Origin of the sequence: Streptomyces sp. AK02-01A (genome assembly GCF_033795305.1) — a bacterium.
Classification (GTDB): Bacteria; Actinomycetota; Actinomycetes; order Streptomycetales; family Streptomycetaceae; genus Streptomyces.
Genome location: NZ_JARBAE010000010.1, coordinates 99,745 through 114,595 on the forward strand (window position 1 = coordinate 99,745; position 14,851 = coordinate 114,595).

At 69.6% G+C, this 14,851-nt stretch carries 13 protein-coding genes; 8 read left to right on the top strand and 5 right to left on the bottom strand.

Going from position 1 to position 14,851, the window contains the following annotated elements; all coding sequences use genetic code 11:
* Positions 1-7: 7 nt before the first annotated feature.
* The 3 genes from sufD to PV679_RS13050 all read right to left on the bottom strand — a co-directional run bounded on the left by sufD (position 8) and on the right by PV679_RS13050 (position 3,488).
* Positions 8-1,189, bottom strand: coding sequence for a Fe-S cluster assembly protein SufD (gene sufD / locus PV679_RS13040; protein WP_319680326.1), 1,182 nt, complete (start codon positions 1,187-1,189; stop codon positions 8-10).
* Between the two features lie 137 nt (positions 1,190-1,326).
* Entirely contained in the window at positions 1,327-2,748 is a 1,422-nt protein-coding gene (gene sufB, locus PV679_RS13045) for a Fe-S cluster assembly protein SufB (RefSeq protein WP_319680327.1), read from the bottom strand.
* Complete coding sequence (locus tag PV679_RS13050) at positions 2,745-3,488, bottom strand: helix-turn-helix transcriptional regulator (RefSeq protein ID WP_319680328.1); 744 nt, start codon at positions 3,486-3,488, stop codon at positions 2,745-2,747. Before PV679_RS13050 ends, sufB begins: the two co-directional genes overlap by 4 nt.
* Positions 3,489-3,652: 164 nt before the next feature.
* On the opposite strand from PV679_RS13050, the gene PV679_RS13055 reads away from it, so the two are divergent.
* The 3 genes from PV679_RS13055 (at position 3,653) to PV679_RS13065 (ending at position 6,441) form a co-directional block, all read left to right on the top strand.
* Positions 3,653-4,636 carry an ABC transporter ATP-binding protein gene (locus PV679_RS13055; RefSeq protein ID WP_319680329.1) on the top strand — a complete coding sequence of 328 codons (984 nt, stop codon included), beginning with the start codon at positions 3,653-3,655 and terminating at the stop codon, positions 4,634-4,636.
* Positions 4,633-5,400 (top strand): ABC transporter permease, encoded by a 768-nt coding sequence (locus PV679_RS13060; protein WP_319680330.1) that lies wholly within the window; start codon positions 4,633-4,635, stop codon positions 5,398-5,400. The genes PV679_RS13055 and PV679_RS13060 overlap by 4 nt, the downstream gene beginning before the upstream one ends.
* A gap of 72 nt (positions 5,401-5,472) precedes the next feature.
* Positions 5,473-6,441 carry a COX15/CtaA family protein gene (locus PV679_RS13065; protein ID WP_319680331.1) on the top strand — a complete coding sequence of 323 codons (969 nt, stop codon included), beginning with the start codon at positions 5,473-5,475 and terminating at the stop codon, positions 6,439-6,441.
* Positions 6,442-6,470: 29 nt separating this feature from the next.
* Here PV679_RS13065 and PV679_RS13070 read toward each other — a convergent pair whose 3' ends face one another.
* Both PV679_RS13070 and PV679_RS13075 read right to left on the bottom strand, forming a co-directional pair.
* Positions 6,471-6,872, bottom strand: coding sequence for a hypothetical protein (locus PV679_RS13070; RefSeq protein ID WP_319680332.1), 402 nt, complete (start codon positions 6,870-6,872; stop codon positions 6,471-6,473).
* 121 nt (positions 6,873-6,993) lie between these two features.
* Positions 6,994-7,947 (bottom strand): heme o synthase, encoded by a 954-nt coding sequence (locus tag PV679_RS13075; protein ID WP_319680333.1) that lies wholly within the window; start codon positions 7,945-7,947, stop codon positions 6,994-6,996.
* A gap of 308 nt (positions 7,948-8,255) precedes the next feature.
* Here PV679_RS13075 and tkt point away from each other — a divergent pair, with 308 nt between their 5' ends.
* From tkt to pgl, 5 genes are read left to right on the top strand one after another with little or no spacing between them, the layout of a single operon-like run.
* Positions 8,256-10,331, top strand: coding sequence for a transketolase (gene tkt, locus PV679_RS13080; RefSeq protein WP_319680334.1), 2,076 nt, complete (start codon positions 8,256-8,258; stop codon positions 10,329-10,331).
* Between the two features lie 34 nt (positions 10,332-10,365).
* Positions 10,366-11,484 carry a transaldolase gene (gene tal / locus PV679_RS13085; protein WP_319680335.1) on the top strand — a complete coding sequence of 373 codons (1,119 nt, stop codon included), beginning with the start codon at positions 10,366-10,368 and terminating at the stop codon, positions 11,482-11,484.
* A 3-nt stretch (positions 11,485-11,487) separates the two neighbouring features.
* Positions 11,488-13,020, top strand: coding sequence for a glucose-6-phosphate dehydrogenase (zwf, locus tag PV679_RS13090; RefSeq protein ID WP_319680390.1), 1,533 nt, complete (start codon positions 11,488-11,490; stop codon positions 13,018-13,020).
* A complete protein-coding gene (gene opcA, locus PV679_RS13095) occupies positions 13,017-14,039 on the top strand; it encodes a glucose-6-phosphate dehydrogenase assembly protein OpcA (RefSeq protein WP_319680336.1) in 1,023 nt (340 codons plus the stop codon). Before zwf ends, opcA begins: the two co-directional genes overlap by 4 nt.
* A complete protein-coding gene (pgl, locus tag PV679_RS13100) occupies positions 14,036-14,818 on the top strand; it encodes a 6-phosphogluconolactonase (RefSeq protein ID WP_416069710.1) in 783 nt (260 codons plus the stop codon). Before opcA ends, pgl begins: the two co-directional genes overlap by 4 nt.
* Positions 14,819-14,851: the final 33 nt, after the last annotated feature.

The window sequence follows — 14,851 nt, forward strand, 5'->3', positions numbered from 1 at the left end:
GGGCCGCTCATGACACGGTCTCCAGCTCCGCCTCGATCTTGGCCAGCAGGCGCTCCTCAAGGTCGGGCAGCCCGATCCGCTGGACCAGCTCGGCGAAGAAGCCGCGGACGACCAGCCGGCGGGCCTCGGTCTCCGGGATACCGCGGGCCATCAGATAGAAGAGCTGCTCGTCGTCGAACCGGCCGGTGGCCGAGGCATGGCCGGCGCCGGCGATCTCACCGGTCTCGATCTCCAGGTTCGGCACGGAGTCGACCCGCGCGCCGTCCGTGAGGACCAGGTTGCGGTTCATCTCGTAGGTGTCGGTGCCCTCGGCGCTGGCGCGGATCACGACGTCACCGATCCAGACGGCGTGCGCGTCGGTGCCCTGGAGCGCGCCCTTGTAGGCGGCGTTGGACTTGCAGTGCGGGGCGTTGTGGTCGACCAGGAGACGGTGCTCCTGGTGCTGACCGCGGTCGGTGAAGTACAGACCGAGCAGCTCGGCCTCGCCACCGGGGCCCGCGTACCGCACGCGCGGGTGGAGCCGCACGACATCGCCGCCGAAGGTGACGACGATCGACTTGAAGGAGGCGTCGCGGCCGACCAGCGCGTTGTGCTGGGCGACATGGACGGCCTTGTCGTCCCAGTCCTGGACGGACACGACGGTCAGCTTGGCGCCGTCGCCGATGAGGTAGTCGACATTGCCGGCGACCACGGCGTCACCGGTGTGGTCGATGACGACGACCGCCTCGGCGAAGGCTCCGATCTCGATGACCTGGTGCGCATAGGCGGTGCCCCCTTCCCCATGGACGGCGATCCGGATCGGCTCGCCGAGCACGGTCTCCTTCGGCACCGAGACGACCGAGGCCTTCTCGAACGAGGAGTACGCCTGGGCGGCGATCCGGTCCACCGGCGTACCGGCCCTGCCGATCCGCGCGTCGTCACGGCCGACGGTCTCGACGACGACGCCCTCGGGCGCGGTCACCTCGACCGTGACGCTGCCGTCCGTCGCGACGGCGGTGCCGTCGTGCAGTCCGCGCAGCCGCTCCAGCGGCGTGAACCGCCACTCCTCCTCGCGGCCGTGCGGGACCGGGAAGTCCGCGACGTCGAAGGACGGGGGCGCGCTCATGCGCGTGGCGACGGTGGACTCGGCGGCCACCGCGATCGATCCGGCGGTCGTGGAGCCCGCCGGAATGTTCTGAGCCTCAGCCATGGCTGTCGTCGTGCTCTCTCTCTGCCTCTGCGTAAGAAATCGGTCGCTGCCGCGGGACGGCGCGTCGGGCCCGGGATCGGTCCGGGCCAGGCCCTGTCCGTCCGGTCTTCGTGGGTCCGGAACGTCCGGCACGGCAGCTAGCCGACGGAGCCTTCCATCTGCAGCTCGATCAGCCGGTTGAGCTCCAGCGCGTACTCCATGGGCAGTTCCTTGGCGATCGGCTCGACGAAGCCACGCACGATCATCGCCATCGCCTCGAACTCGGAGAGACCGCGGCTCATCAGATAGAAGAGCTGGTCCTCGGAGACCTTGGAGACGGTCGCCTCATGGCCCATGGACACGTCGTCCTCGCGGACGTCCACGTACGGGTATGTGTCGGAGCGGGAGATCGTGTCGACCAGCAGCGCGTCACAGAGCACATTGGACTTGGAGCCCTCGGCGCCCTCGCCGATCTCGATCAGACCGCGGTACGAGGTACGGCCGCCACCGCGCGCCACCGACTTGGAGACGATGTTCGACGAGGTGTGCGGTGCCATGTGGACCATCTTGGCGCCGGCGTCCTGGTGCTGGCCCTCGCCCGCGAAGGCGATGGACAGGGTCTCGCCCCTGGCGTGCTCGCCCATCAGGTAGACGGCCGGGTACTTCATGGTGACCTTGGAGCCGATGTTGCCGTCGACCCACTCCATGGTCGCGCCCTCGTACGCCACGGCACGCTTGGTGACCAGGTTGTAGACGTTGTTCGACCAGTTCTGGATGGTCGTGTAGCGGCAGCGCGCGCCCTTCTTGACGATGATCTCGACCACGGCGCTGTGCAGCGAGTCCGAGGAGTAGACCGGCGCGGTGCAGCCTTCGACGTAGTGGACGTAGGCGTCCTCGTCGACGATGATCAGCGTCCGCTCGAACTGGCCCATGTTCTCCGTGTTGATACGGAAGTAGGCCTGGAGCGGGATGTCGACGCGCACACCCTTCGGCACATAGATGAACGATCCGCCGGACCACACGGCCGAGTTCAGCGAGGCGAACTTGTTGTCGCCGACCGGGATGACCGTGCCGAAGTACTCCTGGAACAGCTCCGGGTGCTCCTTGAGCGCGGTGTCCGTGTCCAGGAAGATGACGCCCTGCTCCTCCAGGTCCTCACGGATCTGGTGGTAGACGACCTCCGACTCGTACTGGGCCGCGACACCGGCGACAAGGCGCTGCTTCTCCGCCTCGGGGATGCCGAGCTTGTCGTACGTGTTCTTGATGTCCTCGGGCAGCTCGTCCCAGGAAGCCGCCTGCTTCTCGGTGGAGCGCACGAAGTACTTGATGTTGTCGAAGTCGATGCCCGACAGATCGGAGCCCCAGTTGGGCATGGGCTTCTTGTCGAACAGGCGCAGGCCCTTGAGCCGCAGCTTCAGCATCCACTCCGGCTCGTTCTTCTTCTCCGAGATGTCGCGGACGACAGCCTCGGAAAGACCGCGCTTGGCCGCGGCGCCGGCCGCGTCGGAGTCGGCCCAGCCGAATTCGTACGTGCCCAGACCCTCAAGCTCAGGATGGGCAGTCTCCGTGGGGAGCGTCATGCGGGGTTCCTCCCGGCTGTGCGTTCAGATGCGTGATGGGTGGTCTGTGATGTGGCGCGGGGAATGAAGGTCGTGCAGACCCCGTCACCGTGAGCGATGGTGGCCAGCCGCTGCACATGGGTCCCGAGCAGTTGGGAGAAGAATTCCGTCTCCGCCTCGCAGAGCTGCGGGAACTGCTCGGCGACATGCGCGACCGGGCAGTGGTGCTGGCAGAGCTGCTCGCCCTGGCCGTTGGGCGCGCCGCGCGCCGCGGCGGCGTACCCGTCGGTGCTCAGCGCCCTGGCGAGCGCCTCGGTACGCTTCTCGGGCTCCGCCGCCTCGACCGCCTCGCGGTAGCCCTCGGCCTGGCCGGCGATCCGGGCGCGGGCGAAGGCGGCGACGGCCGCCTCGCCACGGGCTCCGCCGCCGGCCGCACGGGCGATCCACTGGAGGGCATCGGCGGCCAGCTTGTCGTAGGACTGGTCGAAGGCGTCCCGGCCGCAGTCGGTCAGGGCGAACACCTTGGCGGGCCGGCCTCGGCCGCGCGAACCGTAGACTCGCTGGTCACGTGATTCCACCACGGAGTCGGCGGTGAGGGCGTCGAGATGGCGGCGGACGGCCGCCTGGGTGAGTCCGAGGCGCCCCGCCAGCTCGGAGACCGTGGACGGGCCGTGGTCCAGGATGGAGCGCGCGATCCGGTTGCGAGTGGAGTGCTCGCCGGTCGCGAGTTCCTCCTGCGGAGCCTCGCCAACGTATTTCACAACGCCATTGTTGCGTAATTCCCCCGGCCCTGACAACCGTGTCCGGGCCGGGCCGCGGTGCCGTTTGTCACTAAGGGTTACCTAAGAAGAGCGCCTTCGGCCTTGGGCCGTCTACTTCGCCCCGGTGCACCCGGGGCCTGGCGAACCTGCCTAAACTTCCCCGCATGTACAGCGTCTCCCCGGGTGGTTCTCTGCCCGACAGCGGCTCGGCCGCGGGCCGGACCTCCGGAGAACCGGTCGTCGAGGTCCGGGGCCTCGTCAAGCGATACGGCGCCAGGACCGCGGTGGACGGTCTCGATCTGACGGTCCGCGCCGGGACGGTCACCGCCGTGCTCGGTCCCAACGGCGCCGGCAAGACCACCACGGTCGAGATCTGCGAGGGCTACCGCAGGACCGACGCCGGCACCGTGCGCGTGCTCGGTCTCGACCCGGTCGCCGACGCCGCCCGGCTCCGCCCGCGCATCGGCGTGATGCTCCAGTCCGGCGGCGTGTACTCCGGTGCGCGCGCCGACGAGATGCTCCGCCACATGGCCCGGCTGCACGCGCGACCGCTCGATGTGGACGCCCTGATCGAACGCCTCGGCCTCGGCGGCTGCGGCCGTACCACCTACCGGCGGCTCTCCGGCGGCCAGCAGCAGCGGCTCGCGCTGGCCCTCGCCGTCGTCGGCCGCCCGGAGCTGGTCTTCCTGGACGAGCCGACCGCCGGGCTCGACCCGCAGGCCCGCCGCTCCACCTGGGATCTGGTCCGCGAGCTGCGCGCCGACGGCGTCGGAGTGGTGCTGACCACGCACTTCATGGACGAGGCCGAGACCCTGGCCGACGATGTCGTGATCATCGACGCGGGCCGGGCCATCGCCCAGGGCAGTCCCGAGGAGCTGTGCCGCGGAGGCGCGGAGAACACGCTGCGCTTCACCGGACGGCCCGGCCTCGATCTCGGCTCACTGCTGAAGGCACTGCCCGACGGCACCGCGGCCGCCGAGCTGACGCCCGGGTCGTACCGGATCAGCGGCGCGGTCGATCCGCAGCTCCTGGCCACGGTGGCGTCCTGGTGCGCGCAGCACGGTGTGCTGGCCGACGGGATCTCCGTGGAGCGGCACACGCTGGAGGACGTCTTCCTCGAACTGACCGGCAAGGAGCTGCGTTCATGAGCACCGGCATCTACGCTCCGGCGCCCGGCGCGGCACCACTGCTCCGCATGATCGCCGCGCAGAGCGCGTTCGAGACGAAGCTGCTGCTGCGCAACGGCGAGCAGCTTCTGCTGACGGTGATCATTCCGTCCCTGCTGCTGGTGCTGTTCTCGACCGTGGACGTCGTCGACACCGGCGCGGGCGAGGCCGTGGACTTCCTGGCGCCCGGCGTCCTCGCGCTGGCGGTGATGTCCACGGCGTTCACCGGCCAGGCCATCGCCACCGGTTTCGAGCGGCGGTACGGCGTGCTCAAGCGGCTCGCCGCCTCACCGCTGCCGCGCTGGGCCCTGATGACCGCCAAGACCCTCTCCGTGCTGGTCACCGAGGTCCTCCAGATCGTGCTGCTCGCCGTGATCGCTCTCATACTCGGCTGGTCGCCGCACGGAAACCCGCTCGCGGTGCTGCTGCTGCTCGTACTCGGCACCGCGGCCTTCTCCGGGCTCGGTCTGCTGATGGCCGGGACTCTGCGGGCCGAGGCGACCCTGGCCGCCGCGAATCTGGTCTTCCTGCTGCTGCTGGTGGGCGGCGGTGTGATCGTTCCGCTGGAGAAGTTCCCGGACGCGGCGCGGGAGGTGCTCGGGCTGCTGCCGATCTCGGCGCTCTCGGACGGTCTGCGGGACGTGCTCCAGCACGGCGCCGGAACGCCCTGGAGCGACCTCGGGATCCTCGCCGTCTGGGCCGCGGTGGGCCTCGGCGCGGCAGGCGCGTTCTTCCGCTGGGAGTGACGGGAGTGAGCGGATGAGCACGGACGCGGCATACGTACCCCTCGTGAAAACCCGCACAAGCTCCCGCCTACGATGGTTGCCGTGTTGACCCCCCTCGCCCTTGTCGCCCGGCGCTGGACGCCTTCGCCCCGTACGCTCCGGCGCGCCGCGCTCGGCGCCGTCCTGATGAGCGTGGTGATCGTCGTCACCGGCGGCGCGGTCCGGCTGACCGGCTCCGGTCTCGGCTGCGACACCTGGCCCAAGTGCACGGACGACAGCCTCTTCGCCACACCGGCGCAGGGACTGCACGGCGCCATCGAGTTCGGCAACCGGATGCTGACGTACGTCCTGTGCGCGGCCGTCGGCTGGGCGATCGTCGCCGCGCGGTCCACCAAGCCCTGGCGGCGCGGGCTGACCCGGCTCGCGTGGTCGCAGTTCTGGATCGTGATGGGCAACGCGGTGCTCGGCGGAATCACGGTGTGGGCGGGGCTCAACCCGTGGACGGTGGCAGGACACTTCCTGCTCGCCTCCGCACTGCTGACCGTCACCACCCTGACCTGGCTGCGCGCCCGTGAGGGCGACGGCGCCGCCCGCCCGCGCGTGCCGCGTCCGGTGCGCAAGCTGTCCTGGGCGCTGGTCGTGGCGTCGGTGGTGCTGATCGCCGCGGGCACCACGGTGACGGGCTCGGGCCCGCACGCGGGCGACAGCAGCGATGTGCCCCGGATGCCGTTCGACTGGTCCACCGCCGCTCATGTGCACGCGGTGTTCGCCTGGATCGTCTGCGCGCTGGCCGTCGCGATGTGGCTGGTGCTGAGGGTGGTGGACGCTCCTGTCGACACCCGGGCGCGCGCCCGTGATCTGCTGCTGGTCCTGCTCGCCCAGGGCGGTATCGGCTATGTGCAGTTCTTCACCGGCCTTCCCGAAGTCCTGGTCGGAGCCCATATGTTCGGCTCCTGCCTGGTGTGGATCGCCGTGCTGCGGCTGGCGATGAGCCTGCGCGAGCGTCCGGTGACCACGGCCGAGATCCCCGCCCAGTCGGATCCGGCGCTCTCAGCCGTCTGACAGCGCGTGGCGGCGGACGCCGGCGCGCCTCAGCCGTTGGCGCGGCCACCGACCTGGATACCGGCCATCCGCTTCCACTCGTACGGGCCGGTCCGCACCTTGGCCGCGAACTCCCCGTCGAAGGACTCGTGCAGAGTCAGGCCCGCTTTCTCCGCGGCGCTCTTCGCGACGGTGTGCGTGGGAGCGACCAGGTCGCCCCAGTCGCCGTCCTCGCCGACGAGCACGATGCGAGTGCCCGCCCGTCCGACGTACTCAAGATGACCCTCCGCGCCGCCGTGCCGCCTGGCGAAGGCCGCGATCCGCTTGGCCAGCCGGACGGCCCCGCGCTCGGCGCGCGCTTCCCGCCGTGCGCCGGCCCTGTCGTGCTCCGGGCGCCGGTCGCTCTCGTCGTGCCGGTCGTTCTCGTCCACCTGCTGCTGGATCTCTGCCATGCCCTGGATGCTACCGACGGGTAGACGAACCGGCGACGGGCGGGCCGCGTGGCCTGTGCCACGCGCCCCGCCCGTCACGGATGAAACGGATATGAAGCGGAATGAAATGAAGAGAAAGCTGTCAGCGCAGGAAGGGATCCACCGCCACCGCCACGAAGAGCAGTGACACATAGGTGATGGACCAGTGGAACAGCCGCATCTCCTTGAGCTTGCCGCCCGCCTCGCCGGCCTTGGCGCGCGACTGGAGTCCGTGCGCCTCCCAGAGCCACCATCCGCCGGCCACCAGCGCCACCGCGGTGTAGAACCAGCCGGTGTAGCCCAACGGCGTCAGCAACAGCGAGACGAGGACCATCACCCAGCTGTAGAGGACGATCTGGCGGGCCACCACTCGATTGGAGGCGACGACGGGAAGCATGGGAACGCCTACCCGCGCGTAGTCCTCCTTCACCTTCATCGACAGCGGCCAGTAGTGCGGCGGCGTCCAGAAGAACATGACGAGGAAGAGAACGACCGGGGCCCAGGACATCGAGTTGGTGACCGCCGACCAGCCGATCAGTACCGGCATACAGCCCGCGATACCGCCCCAGACGATGTTCTGGGAGGTACGCCGCTTGAGGATCAGTGTGTAGACGACCACATAGAAGAGGAGCGCGCCCAGCGCGAGGGCCGCGGACAGCCAGTTGACCAGCAGTCCGAACCAGAGCGTCGAGACCACGGTCAGCGTGAGGCCGAAGACCAGCGCCTCACGCGGCGAGACCATTCCCGTGACCAGTGGACGCTGTGACGTACGGTCCATCAGGGCGTCGATGTCACGGTCGATGTACATGTTCAGCGCGTTCGCACCGCCGGCGGAGAGATAACCACCGACACAGGTGATGAGCACCAGCCACAGATCCGGCACGCTCCGCGCGGCCAGGAACATCACCGGGACGGTGGTGATGAGCAGCAGCTCGATGATCCGCGGCTTGGTCAGCGCCACGAACGCCTTGACGCGGGCCCCGAACGGCCGATGGCCCCCCGGGCTCGGAGTCAAGACGACCCCTGCGGGTCGGGACTCGACGGCCGTCACGCACACCCCTGACAGAGAAATCCCAGCAAGCCACGGGCGTGAAACACCGGTAAGGACTTGCGCGTACCACGCCACTCTAGACGTTGCCCATATGTCGTCCTTCGCGGGGGTGGGGTCGTGTTGAGCGCCCTCCCGGTACGGTCCCGCGCCCCTCGGGAGGCGAAGTTCACGCCCGCGCTGCACCCTGGCAGTGCCTGGTTTATTACCGCCGGGCACCGGAAAAGACGGGCGTTGCTGCGAGGGTAGGCTCGACAACGAACCGGTGCGCACACAGACACCGGGATTCGACATGTGGAGAGGAGCCCTGACTCAGGGTGAGCACCAAGCCGACCACCACAGACCTTGAGTGGACCGAATTGGACAGCCGGGCGGTTGACACCGCTCGCGTCCTGGCCATGGATTCCGTACAGAAGGTCGGCAACGGCCATCCGGGTACGGCCATGAGCCTGGCCCCCGCCGCTTATGTGCTTTTCCAGAAGCTCATGAGGCACGACCCCAGCGACCCGCAGTGGACCGGCCGCGACCGTTTCATTCTCTCGGCTGGCCACTCGTCCCTGACTCTCTACACCCAGCTCTATCTGGCCGGCTACGGCCTGGAGCTGCCCGATCTGGAGTCCTTCCGCACCTGGGGTTCGAAGACCCCCGGCCACCCGGAGCACGGACACACCGTCGGTGTGGAGACCACCACCGGACCGCTCGGCCAGGGCGTCGCGAACGCCGTGGGCATGGCGATGGCCGCCCGTTACGAGCGCGGTCTGTACGACCCGGACGCGGCGCCCGGCACCTCGCCGTTCGACCACACCATCTGGACGATCGCCGGCGACGGCTGCCTCCAGGAGGGCATCTCGGCCGAGGCGTCCTCGCTGGCCGGCCACCAGAAGCTGGGCAACCTGGTTCTGCTGTGGGACGACAACCACATCTCCATCGAGGGCGACACGGAGACCGCGGTCTCCGAGGACACCCTCAAGCGGTACGAGGCGTACGGCTGGCACGTCCAGCGCGTCGAGCAGCTTCCCAGCGGCGACCTGGACCCGGCCGGTCTGTACCGCGCGCTGAAGGCGGCGCAGGCGGAGACCGGGCGTCCGTCCTTCATCGCGGCCCGCTCGATCATCGCCTGGCCGGCCCCGCACGCCCAGAACACCGAGGCCGCGCACGGCTCGGCGCTCGGCGCGGACGAGGTCGCCGCCACCAAGCGGGTCCTCGGCTTCGACCCGGAGAAGTCCTTCGACGTCGCCGACGAGGTCCTGGCGCACACGCGTGAGGCGCTCGACCGCGGCCGTGAGACGCGCGCCGACTGGGAGAAGACCTTCGCCGCGTGGCGTACGGCCAACCCCGAGCGCGCGGCCACGTTCGACCGGGTCAGGGCGGGCGAGCTGCCCACCGGCTGGGAGGACAAGCTCCCCGCCTTCGAGACCGGCAAGTCCGTCGCGACCCGCGCCGCGTCCGGCAAGGTGCTCCAGGCGCTCGGCGAGATCATCCCCGAGCTGTGGGGCGGCTCCGCCGACCTCGCGGGATCGAACAACACCACCATCGACAAGACGTCGTCGTTCCTTCCGGTGGGCAACCCGCTGCCGGGTGCGGACCCGTACGGCCGCACGGTGCACTACGGCATCCGCGAGCACGCCATGGGTTCGACGATGAACGGCATCGCGCTGCACGGCAACACCCGTATCTACGGCGGCACTTTCCTGGTGTTCTCCGACTACATGCGTCCGGCCGTCCGGCTCGCGGCGCTGATGCAGGTGCCCGTCACCTATGTATGGACGCACGACTCCATCGGTCTCGGCGAGGACGGTCCGACCCATCAGCCGGTCGAGCACCTCTCGGTGCTGCGTGCCATCCCGGGTCTGAACATCGTCCGCCCGGCCGACGCCAATGAGACGGCGATCGCCTGGCGCGAGATCCTCAAGCGGCACGCCAAGGGCGCCCCGCACGGTCTGGCCCTGACCCGTCAGGGTGTGCCGACCTACGAGGCCAACGACGATGCCGCCAAGGGTGGTTACGTGCTCTTCGAGGCCGACGGCGGCGACCCGCAGGTCGTGCTGATCGGCACGGGCTCCGAGGTGCAGCTCGCCGTGGAGGCGCGTGAGCAGCTCCAGGCCGCGGGGATCGCGACGCGGGTCGTCTCGATGCCGTCGGTCGAGTGGTTCGAGGAGCAGGACCAGGGGTACCGGGACTCGGTGCTGCCGCCGTCCGTGAAGGCGCGGGTGGCGGTCGAGGCCGGAATCGGGCTCACCTGGCACCGCTTCGTGGGTGAGGCAGGGCGCATCGTTTCGCTGGAGCACTTCGGCGCTTCGGCGGACGGCAAGGTCCTCTTCCGCGAGTTCGGCTTCACTGCTGACGCAGTGGCCGCCGCCGCGCGGGAATCTCTTGCGGCGTCAGCGCGCTGACGCTGTTATACGAACTGTAGGAGATGCAATCCTCATGACAGACGCACTCAAGCGCCTCTCCGACGAAGGCGTCGCGATCTGGCTCGACGACCTGTCGCGCAAGCGGATCACGTCCGGCAATCTCGCCGAACTGATCGAGCAGCAGCACGTGGTGGGCGTGACGACCAACCCGTCGATCTTCCAGAAGGCGATCTCGCAGGGCGACGGCTACGACAGCCAGCTCATCGATCTCGCCGCCCGCAAGGTCACCGTCGAAGAAGCCATCCGCATGATCACGACGGCGGACGTACGTGACGCCGCCGACATCCTGCGGCCCGTCTTCGACGCGACGCAGGGCCAGGACGGCCGGGTCTCCATCGAGGTCGACCCGCGCCTGGCGCACAACACCGGGGCGACCATCGCCGAGGCCAAGCAGCTCGCCTGGCTGGTGGACCGCCCGAACACGCTCATCAAGATCCCGGCGACCAAGGCCGGTCTGCCCGCGATCACCGAGACCATCGCCCGGGGCATCAGCGTCAATGTCACGCTGATCTTCTCGCTGGAGCGCTACCGCGAGGTCATGGAGGCGTACGTCACCGGTCTGGAGAAGGCGAAGGCCGCCGGCCTCGACCTCTCCAAGATCCACTCGGTGGCGTCCTTCTTCGTGTCCCGCGTGGACACCGAGATCGACAAGCGGCTCGACGCGCTGGGCACGCCCGAGGCCAAGGAGGCCCGCGGCAAGGCGGCCCTGGCCAACGCGCGTCTCGCGTACGAGGCGTACGAAGAGGTCTTCTCCACGGACCGCTGGGCGGTCCTGGACCGGGCGCAGGCCAACAAGCAGCGTCCGCTGTGGGCCTCGACCGGCGTGAAGGACCCGGCGTACAAGGCCACGATGTACGTGGAGGAGCTGGTCGCTCCCAACACGGTGAACACCATGCCGGAGGCCACCCTCGACGCCACCGCGGCCCAGGGCACGATCAGCGGCGACACCGTGCGCGGCACATACGACCAGGCACGCGCCGACCTCGAAGCCGTGGAGAAGCTCGGAATCTCGTACGACGAGGTCGTCCAGCTCCTGGAGGACGAGGGCGTCGAGAAGTTCGAGGCGGCCTGGACCGATCTGCTCAAGTCGACCGAGGCGGAGCTCAAGCGCCTCGCCCCTTCGGAGGGCTGAACCCTGACCGCAACCCACGGAGCGAACCCGCTCCGTGACGCCGCGGACCGACGGCTCCCGCGTATCGCGGGGCCGTCGGGCCTGGTCATCTTTGGCGTCACGGGCGATTTGTCCCGCAAAAAGCTGATGCCTGCGATCTATGACCTGGCCAACCGCGGCCTGCTGCCGCCGGGCTTCTCGCTCGTCGGTTTCGCACGCCGCGAATGGCAGGACGAGGACTTCGCGCAGGAGGTCCACGACGCGGTCAAGGAGCACGCCCGTACGCCGTTCCGCGAAGAGGTCTGGCAGCAGCTCATCCAGGGGATGCGCTTCGTCCAGGGCGACTTCGACGACGACGAGGCGTTCGAGAACCTGAAGTCGACGATCGAGGATCTCGACAAGTCGCAGGGAACCGGCGGCAACTTCGCGTTCTATCTCTCCGTACCGCCGAAGTTCTTTCCGCAGGTCGTCCAGCAGCTCAAGAAGCACGGGCTGGCCGACCAGCGGGAGGGGTCCTGGCGCCGCGCGGTCATCGAGAAGCCGTTCGGCCACGACCTGGCTTCCGCGCAGGACCTCAACAAGGTCGTCCACGAGGTCTTCCCGTCCAACGAGGTCTTCCGGATCGACCACTACCTGGGCAAGGAGACCGTCCAGAACATTCTGGCGCTGCGGTTCGCCAACACCCTCTTCGAGCCGATCTGGAACCGGTCGTATGTCGACCACGTACAGATCACCATGGCCGAGGACATCGGCATCGGCGGCCGGGCCGGCTACTACGACGGCATCGGCGCCGCGCGTGACGTGATCCAGAACCACCTGCTCCAGTTGCTGGCGCTGACCGCCATGGAGGAGCCCGCCTCCTTCGACGCGGACGCGCTCGCGGCGGAGAAGACAAAGGTGCTGGGCGCGGTGAAGCTGCCCAAGGATCTCGCGGCGCACACGGTGCGCGCGCAGTACGCGGCGGGCTGGCAGGGCGGCGAGAAGGCCGTCGGCTATCTCCAGGAAGAGGGCATCGACCCCAGGTCGAAGACCGACACCTACGCCGCGGTGAAGCTGGAGATCGACAATCGCCGCTGGGCGGGCGTCCCGTTCTATCTCCGTACCGGCAAGCGGCTCGGCCGCCGGGTCACCGAGATCGCGGTCGTCTTCCAGCGCGCGCCGCACTCTCCCTTCGACCACACGGCCACCGAGGAGCTGGGACAGAACGCCCTGGTCATCCGTGTCCAGCCGGACGAGGGCGTGACCATGCGCTTCGGCTCCAAGGTGCCGGGCACCTCGATGGAGGTGCGTGACGTCTCGATGGACTTCGCGTACGGCGAATCCTTCACGGAGTCCAGCCCCGAGGCGTACGAGCGGCTCATCCTCGATGTGCTGCTCGGCGACTCGAACCTCTTCCCGCGGGTGGAGGAGGTCGAGCTGTCCTGGAAGATCCTCGACCCGATCGAGGAGTTCTGGGACAAGCACGGCAAGCCCGCGCAGTACGAGTCCGGGACCTGGGGTCCGGCCGAGGCGGACGAAATGCTCGCACGAGACGGACGGAGCTGGCGTCGGCCATGAAGATCGACCTTACGGACACCACGTCCAGCAAGATCAACAAGGCGCTGGTGCAGGGACGCCGGGCGATCGGCACCCCCGCCGTCGGCATGGTCCTCACGCTGGTCCTCGTCACCGACGAGGAGAACGCGTACGACGCGCTCAAGGCCGCCAACGAGGCGTCCCGTGAGCATCCGTCGAGGAAGCTGGTCGTCGTCAAGCGGGTCTCCCGCTCGCCGCGCGACCGGGCCAAGGCACGCCTCGACGCCGAGGTGCGGGTGGGCGTGGACGCCGGTACCGGCGAGACGATCGTCCTGCGGCTGTACGGCGAGGTCATAGACCATGCCCAGTCCGTGGTACTGCCGCTGCTGCTGCCCGACGCACCGGTCGTGGTGTGGTGGCCGGTCAACGCGCCGGTGGACCCCGCCAAGGACGCGCTGGGCAAGCTGGCCCAGCGACGGGTGACGGACACCTACGCCGCCGAGCATCCCGTCGAGGAGCTGACGGCCCGCGCCGGCACATATGTGCCGGGTGACACGGATCTGTCCTGGACCCGGATCACTCCGTGGCGCTCGATGGTCGCGGCCGCGCTGGACCAGGTGTCCTGCGATGTCACCTCGGTCGAGGTGGAGGGCGAGGAGACCAATCCGAGCGTCGAGCTGCTCGCCATGTGGCTCGCTGACCGGCTGCATGTGCCGGTGAAGCGCGCGGTCTCGTCGGGTCCTGGTCTCACGGCCGTACGGATGGAGACCACCTGCGGCCCGATCAGCCTGGGCCGGGCGGACGGCTCGCTGGCGACGCTCGCCATCGAGGGCCAGCCGGACCGGGCGGTGGCGCTGAAGCGGCGGGAGACCTCCGAGCTGATCGCGGAGGAGCTGCGCCGGCTGGACCCGGACGACATCTACGCGTCGGCGCTGCGGTTCGGTGTGCACCGGCTGGGCGACGCGTCGCAGCCGGCGCCCGCCGCGGAGCCCGCGAAGGCGGCCGACGCACCGGCGGCCGTGCAGAAGAAGGCGCCCGCCAAGAAGGCGGCGACGAAGTGACCGCTCCGCAACTCGTCGTCCACCGCGACAAGGAGCTGATGGCGCAGGCCGCGGCGGCCCGGCTGATCACGAAGATCGTGGACGCCCAGGCCGCTCGCGGCTCCGCGTCGGTGGTCCTGACGGGCGGACGCAACGGCAACGGCCTGCTGGCCGCGCTGTCGTCGGCGCCGGCCCGGGACGCGATCGACTGGTCGCGGCTGGACCTGTGGTGGGGCGACGAGCGCTTCCTGCCGGACGGCGACCCGGAGCGGAACATCACGCAGGCGCGGCAGGCGCTGCTCGATTCGGTGCCGGTGGACCCGTCGCGGGTCCACGCCATGCCGGCCTCGGACGGTCCGTACGGCAATGACGTGGAGGCCGCGGCCGCCGCGTACGCCACGGAACTCGCCGCGGCGGCCCGGCCCGAGGACCACGCGGCGGTGCCCAGCTTCGACGTCCTGATGCTGGGCGTCGGCCCGGACACCCATGTCGCGTCGCTCTTCCCGGAGTATCCGGGCGTACGGGAGACCGAACGCACGGTGGTCGCCGTGCACGGCGCGCCCAAGCCTCCGCCGCTGCGTATCTCCCTCACGCTGCCGGCGATCCGCGCGGCGCAGGAGGTGTGGCTGCTGGCGGCGGGCGAGGACAAGGCGAAGGCCGCGGAGATCGCGCTGTCGGGAGCGGGCGAGATCCAGGCTCCCGCGGCCGGCGCCCACGGCCGCAGCCGCACGCTGTGGCTGCTGGACGCCGCGGCGGCGTCCGCCCTGCCCCGGGGCCTCTATCCGCCGGCGTCGGCCTGACGCCGTCCCGCTGGTCCCGCACCGCGGCCCGGA